Origin of the sequence: Streptomyces sp. NBC_00158, assembly GCF_045160885.1 — a bacterium.
Lineage (GTDB): Bacteria > Actinomycetota > Actinomycetes > Streptomycetales > Streptomycetaceae > Streptomyces.
In genome coordinates this window covers 246,413-261,204 of the sequence record NZ_CP108162.1, presented here as the reverse complement: position 1 = coordinate 261,204, position 14,792 = coordinate 246,413, and the positions used below count along the sequence as shown (strand labels likewise).

At 74.0% G+C, this 14,792-nt stretch carries 14 protein-coding genes and 2 pseudogenes; 10 read left to right on the top strand and 6 right to left on the bottom strand.

Translation table 11 applies throughout. The features are described 5' to 3' along the window. Positions 1-20: 20 nt before the first annotated feature. On the bottom strand, positions 21-680 hold the full coding sequence (locus OG553_RS36470) for a nucleotidyl transferase AbiEii/AbiGii toxin family protein (RefSeq protein ID WP_331728269.1): 660 nt from the start codon (positions 678-680) through the stop codon (positions 21-23). Beyond that, a complete protein-coding gene (locus OG553_RS36465) occupies positions 677-1,099 on the bottom strand; it encodes a hypothetical protein (RefSeq protein ID WP_331728267.1) in 423 nt (140 codons plus the stop codon). Before OG553_RS36465 ends, OG553_RS36470 begins: the two co-directional genes overlap by 4 nt. A gap of 219 nt (positions 1,100-1,318) precedes the next feature. On the opposite strand from OG553_RS36465, the gene OG553_RS36460 reads away from it, so the two are divergent. From OG553_RS36460 to OG553_RS36450, 3 genes are all read left to right on the top strand, one after another. Then, entirely contained in the window at positions 1,319-2,305 is a 987-nt protein-coding gene (locus OG553_RS36460) for a hypothetical protein (RefSeq protein WP_331728265.1), read from the top strand. A gap of 163 nt (positions 2,306-2,468) precedes the next feature. Continuing rightward, a complete protein-coding gene (locus OG553_RS36455) occupies positions 2,469-2,915 on the top strand; it encodes an NUDIX domain-containing protein (protein ID WP_331728263.1) in 447 nt (148 codons plus the stop codon). A gap of 165 nt (positions 2,916-3,080) precedes the next feature. Further along, positions 3,081-3,224, top strand: coding sequence for a hypothetical protein (locus OG553_RS36450; RefSeq protein ID WP_331728261.1), 144 nt, complete (start codon positions 3,081-3,083; stop codon positions 3,222-3,224). Positions 3,225-3,549: 325 nt separating this feature from the next. Here the strand turns inward: OG553_RS36450 and OG553_RS36445 are convergent, their stop codons facing one another. After that, positions 3,550-4,377, bottom strand: coding sequence for an oxidoreductase (locus OG553_RS36445; protein WP_331728259.1), 828 nt, complete (start codon positions 4,375-4,377; stop codon positions 3,550-3,552). Positions 4,378-4,519: 142 nt separating this feature from the next. On the opposite strand from OG553_RS36445, the gene OG553_RS36440 reads away from it, so the two are divergent. Further along, complete coding sequence (locus OG553_RS36440; protein WP_331728257.1) at positions 4,520-4,945, top strand: MerR family transcriptional regulator; 426 nt, start codon at positions 4,520-4,522, stop codon at positions 4,943-4,945. A gap of 3 nt (positions 4,946-4,948) precedes the next feature. On the opposite strand, the pseudogene OG553_RS36435 reads toward OG553_RS36440, so the two are convergent. From OG553_RS36435 to OG553_RS36425, 3 genes and pseudogenes are all read right to left on the bottom strand, one after another. Next, a pseudogene (locus tag OG553_RS36435) lies at positions 4,949-5,491 on the bottom strand (SMI1/KNR4 family protein); the annotation flags it as partial. Between the two features lie 87 nt (positions 5,492-5,578). Next, positions 5,579-5,992, bottom strand: a pseudogene (locus tag OG553_RS36430) (DUF4259 domain-containing protein); the annotation flags it as partial. Between the two features lie 23 nt (positions 5,993-6,015). Continuing rightward, on the bottom strand, positions 6,016-6,672 hold the full coding sequence (locus OG553_RS36425; RefSeq protein WP_331728255.1) for a barstar family protein: 657 nt from the start codon (positions 6,670-6,672) through the stop codon (positions 6,016-6,018). A 204-nt stretch (positions 6,673-6,876) separates the two neighbouring features. Between OG553_RS36425 and OG553_RS36420 the strand changes: the two genes are divergently transcribed. From OG553_RS36420 to OG553_RS36395, 6 genes are all read left to right on the top strand, one after another. Next, the gene (locus OG553_RS36420) at positions 6,877-7,578 is read left to right on the top strand and encodes a helix-turn-helix transcriptional regulator (RefSeq protein WP_331728253.1); all 702 of its coding nucleotides are present in this window, start codon (positions 6,877-6,879) and stop codon (positions 7,576-7,578) included. 175 nt (positions 7,579-7,753) lie between these two features. After that, a complete protein-coding gene (locus OG553_RS36415; RefSeq protein WP_405983250.1) occupies positions 7,754-8,347 on the top strand; it encodes a toxin-antitoxin system, toxin component in 594 nt (197 codons plus the stop codon). 3 nt (positions 8,348-8,350) lie between these two features. Beyond that, positions 8,351-9,535 carry an MAB_1171c family putative transporter gene (locus OG553_RS36410; protein ID WP_331728249.1) on the top strand — a complete coding sequence of 395 codons (1,185 nt, stop codon included), beginning with the start codon at positions 8,351-8,353 and terminating at the stop codon, positions 9,533-9,535. After that, positions 9,532-10,761 (top strand): MAB_1171c family putative transporter, encoded by a 1,230-nt coding sequence (locus OG553_RS36405; RefSeq protein WP_331728247.1) that lies wholly within the window; start codon positions 9,532-9,534, stop codon positions 10,759-10,761. The genes OG553_RS36410 and OG553_RS36405 overlap by 4 nt, the downstream gene beginning before the upstream one ends. A 151-nt stretch (positions 10,762-10,912) precedes the next feature. Further along, a complete protein-coding gene (locus tag OG553_RS36400) occupies positions 10,913-12,346 on the top strand; it encodes an FAD-dependent oxidoreductase (protein WP_331728245.1) in 1,434 nt (477 codons plus the stop codon). Between the two features lie 365 nt (positions 12,347-12,711). Continuing rightward, positions 12,712-14,718, top strand: a complete 2,007-nt coding sequence (locus OG553_RS36395; RefSeq protein WP_331728243.1) for an ATP-binding cassette domain-containing protein — start codon at positions 12,712-12,714, stop codon at positions 14,716-14,718. Positions 14,719-14,792 lie beyond the last annotated feature (74 nt).

The window sequence follows — 14,792 nt, the reverse complement described above, 5'->3', positions numbered from 1 at the left end:
GGCCGCCAGGGGTTTTCGCTTCAGGCCCCGTCGCCGTGGAGGCGTCGGTCGAGGTCGGTGGCCCAGTCCAGGGCCCACGCGCGGAGGGCGGCGGTCCCGGCCGCGGTGAGGCCGTAGGCGGTGAACTCGTCGTCGTCGGTCCATTCCGCGCCCGCGAGCCGGTCGCGGAGGTCGGCGAGGCGGAACTCGTCACGGCCGTGGCGCTCGCCGAGCCGTTCGAGTTCGCCGCGGGTGCGGTGCCGGGAGGCCGCGTGGACGTCGACGAGGTCGCGGGCGGTGCCGCGGTCGGCCAGGGCCCGGACCTTCGTACCGATCACGGAGTCGAGGGCGAGGACGGGCCCGTACTCGGTCCGGGCCGGCGGGGTCCAGAAGTGCTCCTTGAGGACGTCGACCTCGCAGCGTTCGCCGGTGGCGGGTTCGGTGACCACGAGGCGGGCGCAGAGCGGGTCCACCCCGATGACCTCCACGCGCCAGCCGCGCGCGGTCAGGCCGTGCTCCAGGCCGGCGGCGATGTCGGTCATGGGGGCGGGGTTCTCGGTGGCGACGTCGAGGTCCTGGCTGACGCGTTCGACCAGGCCGTGGGCCTGGACGGCGTACCCGCCGGCGAGGACGAGGGGGTACGGGGACCCGATGTCGATCACGGCGTCCAGGAGGCGGCGGTGGAGACCGCTGAGCTTCACGCCGCCGTGGGCCCGGACACGGGCGCGGACGTGGGCCTGGACACGGGCTCGGAGGTCGGCGCGGGGGCCGACGGCGGGGCCAGCTCGGGGAAGGCGTCCTCCCAGACCTGCCGCACGTGCCGGCTGACCAGCGTGCGCAGGACCGGCCACTGGGCGGCGAGCAGATCGCGGTTGAGGAGCTTGACCAGGTCCTCGTGCTGCCCCTCGGCCAGGACCGTCCGGTACAGGCCCATCCGCAGGCGCGGCCGGTCCAGGTCGTAGGTGCGCAGCCCGGACCAGGCGACGTGCAGTGGCAGCTCGATCACACCGTGCTCGGGCCCCGCGAGCTCGTCGAGGGCGGCGGGCAGCCTGCCCGCGTACCGGGCGCGCAGCACCTCGGCCGCGGACGGGCCCGTGGTGGGGGAGTACGGCGTGACCATGCCCCTGATTATCCCGCGCCCCGCCCGCCCCCGGTACCGCAGGGGCGCCGGGCCCGCCCTACGGATGACCACGACCGTCCGCGGGCGTCTCTCTCCCCCCCCCGCGGGGGAGACGGACCGGTCCCGGCGGCCGACGCGCCCCGGGGGCGGTACGGGCAGAGTTTTCCCAGGCGGGACGCGGTGGGTGTGCCGTACGGGAACCGGACCTCGGGGGAAGACATGAAGACGACGGCAGCGGGGCGGGCCTGGCCGGGCCTCGTGGCGGCGGGGGCGGCGCTCGCGTACGCGGCCCCGCACTTCTGGTGGGGTGCCGGGATCGGCGCGACGTTCCCCGGGGACTTCGCCTCCGCGCCGCACGGGACCTGGGAAGCCGCCATCGGGTACTGGGTGATGGGCGCGGTCGCCGTGGGCGGTGCCGTCGTCGCGCTCGCCCTGGTCCGGCCCTGGGGACGCCGGCTCCCGCGCCGTACGCTCTGCGCCCTGTCCCTCACCGCCTCGGTCGGCATGACCCTGTGGGGCTTCACCTACTTCGCGATGCAGGGCCTGCTCGCCGCGGGCCGGGTCGTCTCGGCCCCCGCCTTCGCCGCGAAGGACGTCCACCCGCAGGCCGCCTGGGGGCTGTTCTGGTACGGGCTGTTCGTCCTGTGGGGGCTGATGCTGGGCCTGGCCGCCTGGCCGCCTGGCCGCCTGGCGGAGACTGCGCGGGGACGCGGACCGGCCGGCCGCCTAGGAGGGCCGCGCCCGCTCGGCGACGGCGTCGATGCCCGATGCACGCAGCCGGCGGGCCAGGAGCTCCATCTCGGGCAGCGTGCCCGAGTGGGTTCCCGCCAGGACCTCGCCCAGCAGGGCCCCGACCCCGTCCAGGCCGACGCCGAGCACCGCCCGGAGCACGCGCATCACCTCCGCGTTCCGCGCCCCCGGCCCCACCCGCAGGCGGGCCGGCCCGTGCTCGGCGAGCAGCCGGTCCCGGATCGCGGCGGGCAGGACCCCACCGCACACCGCCAACTCGAACCCACAGGCCGGGCAACTGCATTCGGTGTCCCACCGCAGCCGCCCGCCGTCCAGGACCTGGACCCCACACCACTGCGCCTGCGCACCGCAGTCCTGGCACCCGTCCGAGTACCCCACGGCATCGACCACCACCTGCTCCATCCCCATCCCCATCCCCTAGCCCACCCCCGTCCGGCTTCCGGGAGACGAGACTAGGCGAGGCGGGAGCATGCAGCCCGGCACTGCTTGATCACGGGCCTGCTTGCGGACACTGCGATGCATGCGGAGATCCCTGCCGTTTCCCGGACTCTTGCGGTAGCCGATCTTGGTGGGGTTAGGGTTTTCGCATCGTGCCGTCGGCAGGGGAGGAGTGGGGGGCGTGGCGGAGGAAGTGCGCGTGCGGACTCGGGTGTCGGTGTACGGCGTCGCGGTGGAGGAAGGCCGGTTGCTCCTGGCCCGGCTGACCGAGGCCTCGCCGGTGTTCGCGCCGGGGCTGTGGCACCTGCCGGGCGGGGGGATCGATCCGGGCGAGCAGCCCGTGGAGACCCTGGCCCGGGAACTCCGGGAGGAGACGGGACTCGAACTCGCCGCCGCCCGGCTGCTCGACGCGCGGACGTACGCGGCCGAGCGGCGGGGCGTGAGCTGGAACCTGACCGCGCTGTTCTACGCCGTCGAGCTCGGGGCGGGGGCGCCGACCGTGGTCGAGGTCGACGGTTCGACCGATGCGGCGAGCTGGATCCCGGTGGCGGAGCTGCGGGACCCGATGCTGTCGCCGCCGACCGCCGACGCCCTTCGCATGCTCGGGCTCCGGGAGGGGGAGGGGTGAAGGCCCCCGCCCCCCGGCCCGGGTGTCAGCTCGGCGTTCCGCCCGCCCGGATCACCTTGGCGTCGGTGTCGCACCAGATGGTCGAGGTCCCGCCGGGCGGGGCGCGGTTGCCGAAGTGCCGGTAGCGGTAGCCGTTGTCGTACCGCTCGCAGTCGATGACCCCCGGTGAAGGACGATCCGCTGCAGGTGATGCTCGCGCCCCTGTGGGGGTTGCCGACGATCAGCCGGGCGGAACAGCTGAGGTCCGACGGCGACGCCGTCGAGGCGGCTGCCGAGGGGGCGGCCGCCAACGCACCTGCGACGCGCTGATGGGCATGCATGTGGATCCTCCCGACGTGCCGGAGTGGCCTCGCTGGTCACCGGTGGGAACCTACGGGTGGCGCCGGGTGCCCACCAGCACGCCTGCGGACCTTGGCCGGAAGGCACAGGCTTCCCGGAACTCGGCCGCCCGGGCAGGACCTTCGTCGTCCCGGCGGCCCCGCGACCGTTCCGGCGGCGGGACGGCGAGCCGGGCGACCTGCGGTCACGGCCCCTGCCGGGCGGGCGCCCCGCGCCCGCCTCCCCCGTAGCGGCTTCGTAGAACGTCTTGATCGTGAGGCGGGGGAGCAGGGGGAGCGAGGGGCGCGGCGGGTTCTCAGACGGCGGTGGAGAGGGACGTGTCGCGCCACCGGTCGAGTTCACGGCGTACGAGGTCCAGCTTCGCCTCGACGCGTTCGACCGCGTCCGCGCCCAGCTGGAGGCGCAGCGGCGGTTCGGCGGACTCGGTGACGTCGACGATGGCCTTGGCGCCCTTCACCGGGTCGCCGGGCTGGAGCCCGTCGTTCGCGGCCAGCGCCTCGCGCACCGGTCCCGCGCCGACGGCGTAGTCGGCGATGGCCGCCGGTTCGACGTGGATGCTGGAGCCGCTGAGGAAGTCGGTGCGGAAGCCGCCCGGCTCGATGATCGTGACGTGGACGCCGAGCGGGGCGAGCTCGCCGTGCAGCGCCTCCGTGATGCCCTCCAGCGCGAACTTCGACGCGCCGTACAGGCCGACGGCCGGGGCGGTGGCGAAGCCGCCCACGGAGCCGATGTTCACGACGTGCCCCGACCGCTGGGCGCGCAGAGTCGGAAGGGTCGCCCGCAGCGTGTTGAGGACGCCGAACACGTTGACGTCGAAGAGGTCCCGGGCGGCCCGGTCGGAGGTTTCCTCGATCGCGCCCACGAGCCCGTACCCGGCGTTGTTGACCACGACGTCGATCCGGCCGAACTCGGCGAGTCCGGCCTCCACCGCCGCCGCCAGCTGCTCCGGCTCGGTCACGTCCGCGGTAACCGCCAGCAGGCCGTCCGGCTTCTCCGGGTACGCCTTGAGCAGCGCCGACACGTCCCTCGCCGTGGCGATCACGCCGTGCCCCCGGCGCAGCGCCTCACGGGTGATCTCCGCGCCGAGACCGCGCGATGCCCCGGTGACGAACCAAACGCCCATGCTCTTCTCCTATGACTCGATCGCCCGACTGCCCGACTGCCCGACTGCCCGACTGCCCGACTGCCCGACTGCCCGGCTGTTCGGTCCGACGCTAGGAGCTAGAGTCGGGTCTAGATCAACAGCTCTGTGACGGGGGTCACTCATGGACTTGAGCATCGGCGAGGTGGCGCGGCGCAGCGGGCTGAGCGTGCACGCGCTGCGCTTCTACGAGCGGGAGGGGCTGTTCGCCAACCCGGTCCGCCGCCTCTCCAACGGCCGTCGCGTCTACCACGAGGAGGACGTGGAGTGGCTGGCGGTGTGCACCAAGCTCCGCTCCTCCGGCATGCCGCTGCCGATGATCCGGCAGTACGTCGACCTCGCCCGGCAGGGCCCCGGCAACGAACACGAGCGGCTGGAGCTGCTGCGCAGGCACGAGGGCCACGTGGAGGCGCAGATCCGGGAGTTGCGGGAGACCCTGGACGTGATGCGGCACAAGGTGCGGATCTACGAGGAGCACATCGCCCGCGGCGAGGCCGACCGGCTCTGGAACCCGGCGCGGCCGGAAGTGCCCGAGGCCGACGCCGGTTAGCGGCTAGCCGGCCGGGGTGCCGTTCGTCGTGGGGGCGGGGGTGAGCGGGTCGCCGTTCAGCTCCGTCTCGCCCGGGAAGTCCCACCACAGCTCTCCCTCCAGGGTGAGGTAGGGAACCATGTCGTCCGCTTCCCCGCCGTGGTCGAGTACGTCGGCGACCGCGGTCAGGTACACCGCCAGGGAGGGCCAGCCGTCGTGGAAGGTGGGGGTGTCGGCGTGCGGCGCGCTGCCCAGGCGGCCCCGGCCGGGCCCTTCGCGCATGTCGATGACCTGGGAGTCGCCGTCGCTCTGCGCCCAGGGGATCCACTGCGGGTGCCACCAGGGCTCGTCGTCCTCGTCGTCCCCGTGGGGCTCCGTCAGGTCGGGGTCGTCACCGGCGATCTCGACGCACATCCGCCAGTGGTCGAGCATCCCCGCGACGGACACGGGCGGCTGGTCGGGGAGCAGGTTGGCCCACTTGGTGATCCCGTCGTGGCAGGCCAGCGACTCCAGCAGGTCGGCGGGGAAGCGGAGCCCCATCGCCGTCTGCGCGGCCTCGACCTCGGCGGGGTCCGCCGGCGGCGCGAGCAGGGCGTACGAGGCGGGGGCGTGCCGACGCGTCCAGGCGTCGATCCGGGCCCAGGAACGGGCCACCGGCTGCGGGTCGGGGAAGGTCAGCACCCGGAGGAGGAGGTCCAGGCTGCGCAGCCAGTACGGGTACTTGTCAGTGTCGGCCCAGAGTTCGCGCAGCTCGGACGGCTCGGCCGCGACGCGGCGCAGGGCGCGGACGGCGAGCTCCCGCAGGCCGGCCGGGAGCTCCGGGACGGGCAGGTCGGGCCCGAACGGGCTGGTGACGGGCCGCCCTCCGGGACACTGCGCGGCGACGAGCGCCGCCGCCGCCACCGCTTCGACCGCGAGGTGCTGGTCGAGGGGGTCCTCGGCGTCGAGGGCGTGGACGAGCGCGCCCCGCACGAGGCCGGGCCGCTCCGCCTCGGTGGCCTCGTCGAGGGAGCCGCAGAAGTCCGCCGCGGTGTCGTTGTCGAAGGGGCCGACGTCCCAGGTACCCATGGAGCTCCTTGAAGTGGGGGTGCTCAGGGATGGTGCCAGGCGGCACTGACAGCCGCCGTTTCGGGCCAGTCGTCGCCGGTGAGGGTGGCGGTGAGCCGGCCGTCCTCCAGGGCCACGCGTACGTCCATGCCCTGTGCCACGGCCGGGGCGAAGGCGGCGGGCGGAACGTGTCCGAGGAGGAAGACGAAGTGGAGCGTGAACGGCGGCTCGTCTTCGTGCGGGATACCGTCGGCGTCCAGCTGGAGGTTGGCCCGCCAGGCGGCCTGGCAGAGCGAGGACACGAAGGGACCCGTGAACTCGGCGTCGAGCAGCGCGTCGGCGTTGTCGATCAGGACGGCGACGTCCTTGCTGTCGGCCCCGTGGCCGTGCCAGTCGTGCAGGCAGTCCACCAGGGCGTGCCAGTTCCGTCCGAAGTAGCCGGGGAAGGACAGCGCCCGGGCGAAGACCGTGAACAGCGAGGCGGCGTCCGGCATCTCCCGGCCGTCCAGCCGGAACACGCGGCCGCCCCGTCCCCGGAGTCCGGCCGCCGCGGCCGTGACCCACGGATCGTCGGCGCGGGTGAAGACGACCCAGGGCGACCGGCGTTCCGTGAGGGTGGGTGCGGGGGCCGGGGTGCCCGCGGGTGCCGGGGTGCCCGTCGGGGTGGGTTCGGGTGCCGGGGTGTTCCTGCTGGTGTCCACGGCAGATCCTCACACGGATCCGGCCGGTGAGGTGCCGCGCGGGAGACCGCCGACATCCTGCCACCGCTGTGGCAGTTTGGCCGGAGATCTATGGAGCACCTGCCACCACTGTGGCAGCATCGGCGTTGCGGCTGCCTCTCCAGCGGCCCTGCCTCCCCGGGGGAACGGGGTGATCCGTTCTGCGCGACCTCGGGAGACCAGCCGGTGACAGAAGCCTTCTCCGCATCGGCGGTGACAGCCGCGCAGTTGGCGGAGGCGGTGGCGAGGGTCGTCGACCTGGGGGCCAAGCTCGGCCGCGGCCGTGACGAGGTGCTCGTTCCCGAGGAGCTGCACCGCCTCTCCGGGGTCCCCCTCGACGTCGTACGAGAGCTCCTCCAGGGGCGTCCGGCCGGTGAGCCGGACATCCACGAGCGGTTCCGGCAGCGGCTGGACCTCCTCCACGGCACCTGCCTCAAGGAGAACGGCCGGCGGTTCTCGCACGGCGAGATCGCCCGGCAGAGCGGCATCTCCCGGCAGCAGGTGCAGGCACTGCTCGGCGGGGACCGCAGGCCCACGATGGACCACTGCGCGCGCCTGGAGCGGTTCTTCGGGCGCCCGGCCGGCTTCCTCCAGTCGGAGGACACCGAAGCCCTGAGCTGCGCGCTGGCCGTCACGGAGAAGTCGCTCCTCCAGGAGCACCGGGAACACAGCGAGCGCGGCGCGCTCGCCGCGGCGCCGGCCGCGGCCGGCACCGGCCGCCCGAGCCTGTACGAGCGGCACGGCGTCGACGGCATCGCGCTGCGCGCGGCCCTGCTGCCCGACCAGGGCCGCACCAAGCTGCTCGAATGGCTCGACAACTACATGGAGGAGCGCGCGGCCGAAGGGGAGTCCGCGGGACGGCAGGAGCCGGCCGGCGATGGGTACTGAGACGTGCTGTTCCGTGCGCGCCAGGGGACTCGGGGGGCGCTGCCCCGCACCGGTCGTGGCGCGATGGGCAGGTGAAGCGACCGGCCGCTGTGCGGGGGCGGTACCGGCAGGTCGCACGGAATCCGCAGGGGCGCGAACTCCCGCCCCCGGCGGAACGGGGTCAGGGGAGAGACACGTGTTCAGGCAGCGGGAGATGCGGCAGTCCATCGGCGCCCTCGTGGACGGGATCGGCCATCTCGAATTCCCGGTCCCGGCAGAGGTGGTCTGCCGTGCGCTGTGCGACGCCATGGGGGAGCGCCGAAAGCGGAAGATCGATTTCCACACCACGTCCTTCCCGCCGGGCACGGTCAGCGGTCTCGCCCTGAACATCGGGGACCGGGACCTCGTCATCGTGGAACGGAAGACCGTGGCGGAGCACCAGATCGTCATCACCGGGCACGAGCTGCGCCACCTGGAACTGGGCCACTGCCACGACCACACGGCCGAGGGCTCCGCGGCCGCCCGGCTGCTGGGCCACGACACCGACTTACAACAGGTCGTGGAGTCGGCCCTGGCCGTCGCCGGACGCCACGGTCCCGACCTCCCGGAGGAGGACCCCGAAGCCACCAGGCAGCACGAGGCACAGGAGCGGGCCGCGGAGCGGTACGGCCTGGAACTGGCCCACGCCGTCCGGCACCTGCTGGCGGCTCCCGGCGCCCCCGCACACGACCGCGGCACCCCGTCCGGCCGTATCGCGGCCGCGCTGGGCCGGACCGGCGTACGGGGCTGACACGTGTCCGATCCCGCCTTCCTCGTTCCCGCCGCACTGGGCACCCTGGCCGTGCTCGTACGGCTCCCCAGCCTGCGCAGGAACGCCCGCGACCCCCTCCTGCGGTCCGTGGCGGCGTACCTGCTGACGGCCACGGGCGTCCTGTACTTCGGGGCGCCCTCCATGATCGTCAAGGTCAACGAGACGACGGGCGTGCCGAACTTCGCCGCGCCCCTCCTCTACTCGGTCCTGATGGCCTGCTGCGGATCCGGCATCATCCTGATCATCAACTGGCGAGGGGGCCCGCCGGTCCGCATCCGCCGGGCCACGCGCTGGTGCGCGGCGACGTACGCGGGCCTGGCCGCCGCGATGTACGTGCTCTTCGCCCTCGGGGAGGCGCCCGTCGAACGGCTCCAGGACCTGGACACCTACTACGCCAACACGCCGTACATGCGCGAAATGATCGTGCTCTACCTGGTGGGCCACTCCGCCGCGGCGGTGCTCATGGCCTCCCTGGGCCGGCGCTGGCTGAGCGCCGTGTCCCGGGAGCTCCGCGCGGGCCTGGGCCTCATGATCGCAGGCTGCACCCTCGCCCTCGGCTTCGACCTGTGCAAGTTCGCGGCCGTGGGCGCCCGATGGGCCGGAGCGGACTGGGACGTCCTGAGCACGAAGGCGGCACCGCCCTTCGCCGCGGCCTCCTTCTGCTCCATCCTCCTCGGATTCGGCGTCCCCCTCATCGTGCAGCGCTTCGAGGAACCCTGGAGGGACTGGACCCGGTACCGGAGGCTGGGCACCCTCTCACGCCTGCTCCACGGGCTGACGCCGGCCGTGGCAGTGGTCAGGATGCCCCTGTTCGCCACCGTGGGCGTACGCCGACTGCACCGCGAAGCGGGCATCCACGACGGACTGCTCACCCTCAACCCCTACTTCGACTTCGACCTGAGGGCCCGCGCACTCGCCGACGCACTCGCCGACGCGCCGGCCGGCGGCGCCACCGACGAGGACGCCGCCGCCGAAGCGGACGCGCTCATGGTCATCGCCGCGGTCGACGCGCTGCGCGCCGACCCCGAGGGCCGCGTCGTCGCGTCCTTCAAGGAGCTCCAGCCGGAACCCGGCGGCAGGAGCGATCTCGTAAGGCTCTCGCGCGCGCTGGAGCGGCTCCTCCCCACGGAACCGCGCAGCCCCGCCCCGGAGGGGGAGTACGCATGACCACCGTGTACTTCTACCTCCTCGTCGGCGTCCTCTCCGCGGCCTTCGCCCTCAGGCTGCCCAGGCTCGTCAGGCACTGGCGCGACCCCCTCGTCCGCTCGGTGTCCCTGCTCCTGCCGCTGGGCGCCGCCGTCTTCTTCTTCGCGGCGCCGCCGACGATCTCCCAGGTGAACGCGGTCACCGGCATCCCCAACTTCTCGGTCCCGCTGGTCTACGGCATCGTCACCGCCGCCAGCGCGGCCCTGATCAACCTCACCATCATCTGGCGCGGGGGCCCGGAGGCCCGGCGCCGGACCGCCACACGCTGGTGCGTCGGCGTCTACGGAGTGGTGATCGCGGCACAGTTCACGCTGTTCGCCTACGGAGACGCACCCGTCGAACGCCGTCTGGACTTCGACACCTACTACGCCACCACCCCTTTCCTCCGGGAGATGGTCGTCCTCTGCGTGCTGTCGTACGGGCTGGCGAACCTGGTCCTGGCCCGTCTGTGCTGGCGCTGGTCCCGGGAGATCCCGGGCCTCCTGCGCGTCGGACTGCTCCTCATCGTGACCGGCTCGGTACTGAGCCTGGGATACGTCGCCTGCAAGCTCCTGGCCGTCGGCGCGCGATGGGCCGGCCACGACTGGGACGGCGTCAGCACCACCGTCGCCCCGACCGTGTCCTCCCTGGCCTCGCTCCTCCAGTGCGTCGGCCTCGCCCTGCCCTCCGCGAGCCAGGCGGCGACGGGCCTGTACCGCCGGTGGTCCCAGTACCGGCGCCTGCGCCCGCTGTGGCTGACCATGCGGGCGGTGACCCCGTACGAGCTGGTGCGCATCCCCTGGTGGTCCTCGCTCGGCAAACGCCAGCTCCGCCGGACCTGCGACATCCGCGACGGACTCCGGGTGCTCGCGCCACGCCTCGGCTGCCCCGCACCGGACGGCGGACGGGCGGACGCGCTCCCCGGCGGACCGGAACCGGAGGCCGAACGCCACGTCGCCATGGTGGTCGCCGCGTTCGACGCCCTCCGCGGTACCCGGCCCGGCCAGGGGGAGTGCGGCGCCGGGGACGTGCACGCCCTGGACGACGAACAGCTGGTCCGGCTCTCGGACGTGCTGCGCGTCCTCACCGTGCTCGACCAGACCCCCGGCCGGGAACCCGGCCGGCCGTCGTCCTTCCCGGGGACCCCCGACCTGGTCGGACCGCACGGCGACACCCCGCCGACACCCCTGGGCCGTGCGGATGGCTGACTGACCGGCCCGTCGGCGCAACACCCGTCGGCGCAACACCCGTCGGCACAGCGCCCACCGGCCCCCGCCCACCGGGCCATGTCCCGGCCCCGCGGCCCCCTTTCCTCCGGCCATGCCGCCGTCCGCCGGCGGCCCACGAGAGAGCAGCCAGATGCCCCACCCCACCCACACCCCCGCGCCCGCGGTACGCCGCCGGGCCGTCGTCATCGGCGGCAGCCTGGCCGGAACCCTGGCGGCCGCCGCGCTCCGTGGAGCGGTGGACGAGGTCCTCGTGGTCGAGAACGACGAACTGCCGGCCGGCCCGGGCCCCCGCAAGGGACTTCCCCAGGCGAGCCACGCCCACATGTTCTGGTGCACCGGCGTGCACGCCGCCGAAGCCCTCCTCCCCGGCGTCACCGACCGGTGGATGTCCGCCGGTGCGAACCGCATCCCGATCCCCACCGGCATGGTCGGCTACACCCCCGAGGGCTGGCTCCGCCGCTGGAACACCGAGACCGCCTTCCTGATCGCCTGCAGCCGCGACCTGCTGGACCACGCCGTACGCGACCTCGTGCTGGCCGACCCGAAGGTGACCGTCCTCCAGCGCACCCGCGTCGAAGGCCTCACCGGCACCGCCCGCCGCGTCACCGGCGTCCGGACCCGCGCGGCCGACGGGCGGGAAGCGGTCCTGGAGGCGGACTTCGTCGTCGACGCCAGCGGGCGCGGTTCGAGGGCCCCCCGGCACCTGGCGGAACTGGGAGTCGCACCCGCGCCCGAACGCTCCCTGGACCTCGGCCTCACCTACGCCAGCCGAGTCTTCCGCGCACCCGCGGGAACGGCCGGCTTCCCCATGGTCGTCGTCCAGTCCGACCCCCGCACGGCACGCCCCGGGCAGAGCGCCAGCATCCTCCCCATCGAGCACGGCCGGTGGATCGTCACCACGGCCGGAACCAGAGGGGGCGAACCCACCGCGAGGAACGAGGACTTCGAGCCGTTCGCCCGCGGACTGCGCCACCCCCTCGTCGGCGAGATCATCTCCGGCCTGGAGCCGCTGACCGACGTCACGGTCAGCCGCAGCACGCGCAACGTCCGCCGCCACTTCGAGGACGTCGGGAGCTGGCCGGAGCGGTTCGTCGTGCTCGGCGACGCCCTGGCCGCGTTCAACCCCATCTACGGGCACGCCATGTCCGTGGCCGCCCAGGCCGCGCTGCTGCTCCGCGACCTCGCGTCGGCCCACGGAATCGACGCCCCCCGCCTGGCACGACGGGTCCAGAAGGCCGTCGCCGGACCGGTCGCGGCGGCCTGGGACCTGGCGCTCGGACACGACGTGTTCTACACGGGCGCCCAGGGCAGTGCCCACCACGCCCCGACGCGCAAGGACAGGCTGCTGTCCGGCTACACCTACCGCCTGCTGAACACCTCCTGCGGCAGCTTCACCATGGCCAAGGACTTCTTCGACGTCACCTCCCTCCAGGCCCCCCTGACCACCCTCGTCAAACCGCGCGTACTCCTGGGCGCCCTGCGCGGCCCACTGCGCCCGCCCCTGACCGGCCCGCCCCTCACGGCCCGGGAGCTCGCCCTCATCCCCTCCCCGTCCCGCCCCTGACCGGGTCCCGGCGGCGGGGCGCGCAAGCCCCTGATCGGGTGCCGCGCGGGCGGCGACCACTCGAACGTGTGGGTTCAACGGCGGGTGGGCAGGCGGCTGCTGGCCCGTGCGCCGGGTGCGCATTCACGTTCGACGGATTCGCCCTTCCGGGGCCGTTACGGGCGTAGAACCGGGGCGTTCTTGGAGCACCAGTGCCAACCGGCCGCCCAGACGGAGGACACCGTGCATTCCGAACCCGCCCCCGCCCCCTGCCGCCTCGGATTCGAACAGCGGCGGCGGACCTCCCCCGCCGCCCGCCCCGCCCCACCGGGTCCGCCCGGCATCCGCGCCCGCCGCTCCGTACGACCGGACACGAGGTGGGCGGCATGAGCGAGCCCACCGAAGCCGCGGCCGCCCACACCGTGCCCGGCCCCCGCTCCGCCTCCAAGCCCCCGGCCCCGCCCCTGCCCCCGCCCCCGGCCGAGGTGCCCGCCGGCCCCGAGGACGGCGACATGACCGACGGGCTGGAAGAGGCGTACTGGTCCGTCCACGACGGCGCCGCCGCGAGCGCCACCGTCCGCCAAGTGCTCTTCCGCCTCCCCCGGATCACCGCCCTCATCGGCCGGCTCGCCTGGCGGGCGGACCGCCGGGCCACCCTCGCCGTCGCCGTCTGCCAGCCGGCCTCCGCCGCCATGACGGCCTTCGGCCTGATCGCCTCCGTCAGGGTCCTCCAGCACCTGTTCGCGGAGGGCCCGACCCCCGACCGGGTCCGCGCCGCCGTCCCCGAGATCGTCCTCGTGGCCGGCTTCCTCTCCGCCCGCGCCCTGATGGAAGCCGCCGTGGCCGTGGCCCAGGCACGCGTCACACCCAAGATCCGCACCGCGCTGGAATGCGAGTTCCTCCACCTCACCGCCCACGTGCGCCTCGAAGCCGTCGAGGACGCCGACTGGCACGACGAGGTGTACCGCGCCAACGACCGCGGGCTCTTCTACGCCCGCATGATCGTCGGGCAGGTCGTCTCCCTCGCCGCCGCGGCACTCGGACTCGTCGGCACCGCCGGCGTGCTCGGCGTCCTCCACCCGCTCCTCCTCCCGCTGCTGCTGCTGTCCGTCCTGCCGGTGGGCGTGGCCGCCGTGAACAGCGCGCGGGCCCGGTTCCGCTCGTTCAAGCGCTGGAACGCACTGCAACGCCGCGTCCGCGTCTTCTCGTGGCTGCTGCTCGACGTGGACGCGGCCGCGGAGCTGCGCTCCGACACCGCCCAGGGCGCCCTGCTCGACGAACACCGCCGCCTGACCACCAGGATCGCCGAGGAGGACACCCGCCTCGGCGTGAACTCCGCCCTGCTGGGCCTCGCCGGGCGGGCGGTCGGCGGGACCGGCACCGGCATCACCTACGCCGCCCTGGCGGCCATGCTGATCGCCGGCTGGCTGCCCCTGGCCGCGGGCGTCGGCGCCGTCCTGGCCATCCAGGCCGGCCAGTCCTCCCTCACCCGGCTCATCGAGGTCGCCCACCTCGTCTACGAGCACGCCCTCTGGGTCGACGACCTCCTCGCCGTCCAGGAACGGTGCCGCCGCCTCCTGCCCCGCGCCTGCGGGGTGCGGGCGCCCGACCGGGTCGGGGAAATCACCGTCCGCGACGTCCACTTCACCTACCCCGGCAAGGACGCGCCCGCCCTCGACGGAGTCTCCTTCACCCTCCGCGCCGGCGAGACGGTGGCCTTCGTCGGCCTCAACGGCTCGGGGAAGTCGACCTGCGCCAAGCTGCTGGCCGGCCTGTACGAGGCCCAGCGGGGCAGCGTCAGCTGGGACGGCGTCGACGTACGCGAGATGGACGCCCGGTCGGTGCACCAGCGGGTCGCCTGCGTGCTCCAGGACCCCGTCCGGTTCCCCTTCAGCGCCCTGTCGAACATCACCGCCGGCGCCGGCACGCTCACCGAGGCCGACCCCCGTCGCGCCATGGCCGCCGTACGGGCAGCGGGCGCCGACGCGGTCATCGCCGCGCTGCCCGGCCAGTGGAACGCGCTGCTGTCGAAGCGGTTCAAGGGCGGACAGCAGCTCTCCGGCGGACAGTGGGCGAAGATCGCGGTCGGGCGCGGCCTGTACCAGGAGGCGGTGCTGCTGCTCCTGGACGAGCCGACGGCGAGCATGGACCCGCCGTCCGAGCACGCCGTGTACGAGGCGGTGCTGCGCGGCCGGCTGCGGCAGGACCAGATCACGGTGCTGATCTCCCACCGGCTCGCCAGCGTCGTCGACTGCGACCGGATCCTCGTCTTCGACGGCGGCCGCATCGTGGAGTCCGGCTCCCACGAGGAGCTGATGGCCCTGGACGGCGACTACGCCGCCATGTTCACCCTCCAGGCCAGCGGGTACCGCTGCACGGAAGCGGGGCGGTGACGGGCTGAGCCCAGGGGCCGGCCGCCGTCGGCGGCCGGCCTGCCCGTGCGCGCGTACGTACGCCACGTGCCGCC

Bases quoted from the DNA above. Each gene is read 5' to 3' on its own strand.
- OG553_RS36460 (WP_331728265.1), top strand. From the start codon at position 1,319: ATGAAGACGACGGCAGCGGGGCGGGCCTGGCCGGGCCTCGTGGCGGCG.
- OG553_RS36465 (WP_331728267.1), bottom strand. From the start codon at position 1,099: ATGGTCACGCCGTACTCCCCCACCACGGGCCCGTCCGCGGCCGAGGTG.
- OG553_RS36445 (WP_331728259.1), bottom strand. From the start codon at position 4,377: ATGGGCGTTTGGTTCGTCACCGGGGCATCGCGCGGTCTCGGCGCGGAG.
- OG553_RS36395 (WP_331728243.1), top strand. From the start codon at position 12,712: ATGAGCGAGCCCACCGAAGCCGCGGCCGCCCACACCGTGCCCGGCCCC.
- OG553_RS36405 (WP_331728247.1), top strand. From the start codon at position 9,532: ATGACCACCGTGTACTTCTACCTCCTCGTCGGCGTCCTCTCCGCGGCC.
- OG553_RS36440 (WP_331728257.1), top strand. From the start codon at position 4,520: ATGGACTTGAGCATCGGCGAGGTGGCGCGGCGCAGCGGGCTGAGCGTG.
- OG553_RS36400 (WP_331728245.1), top strand. From the start codon at position 10,913: ATGCCCCACCCCACCCACACCCCCGCGCCCGCGGTACGCCGCCGGGCC.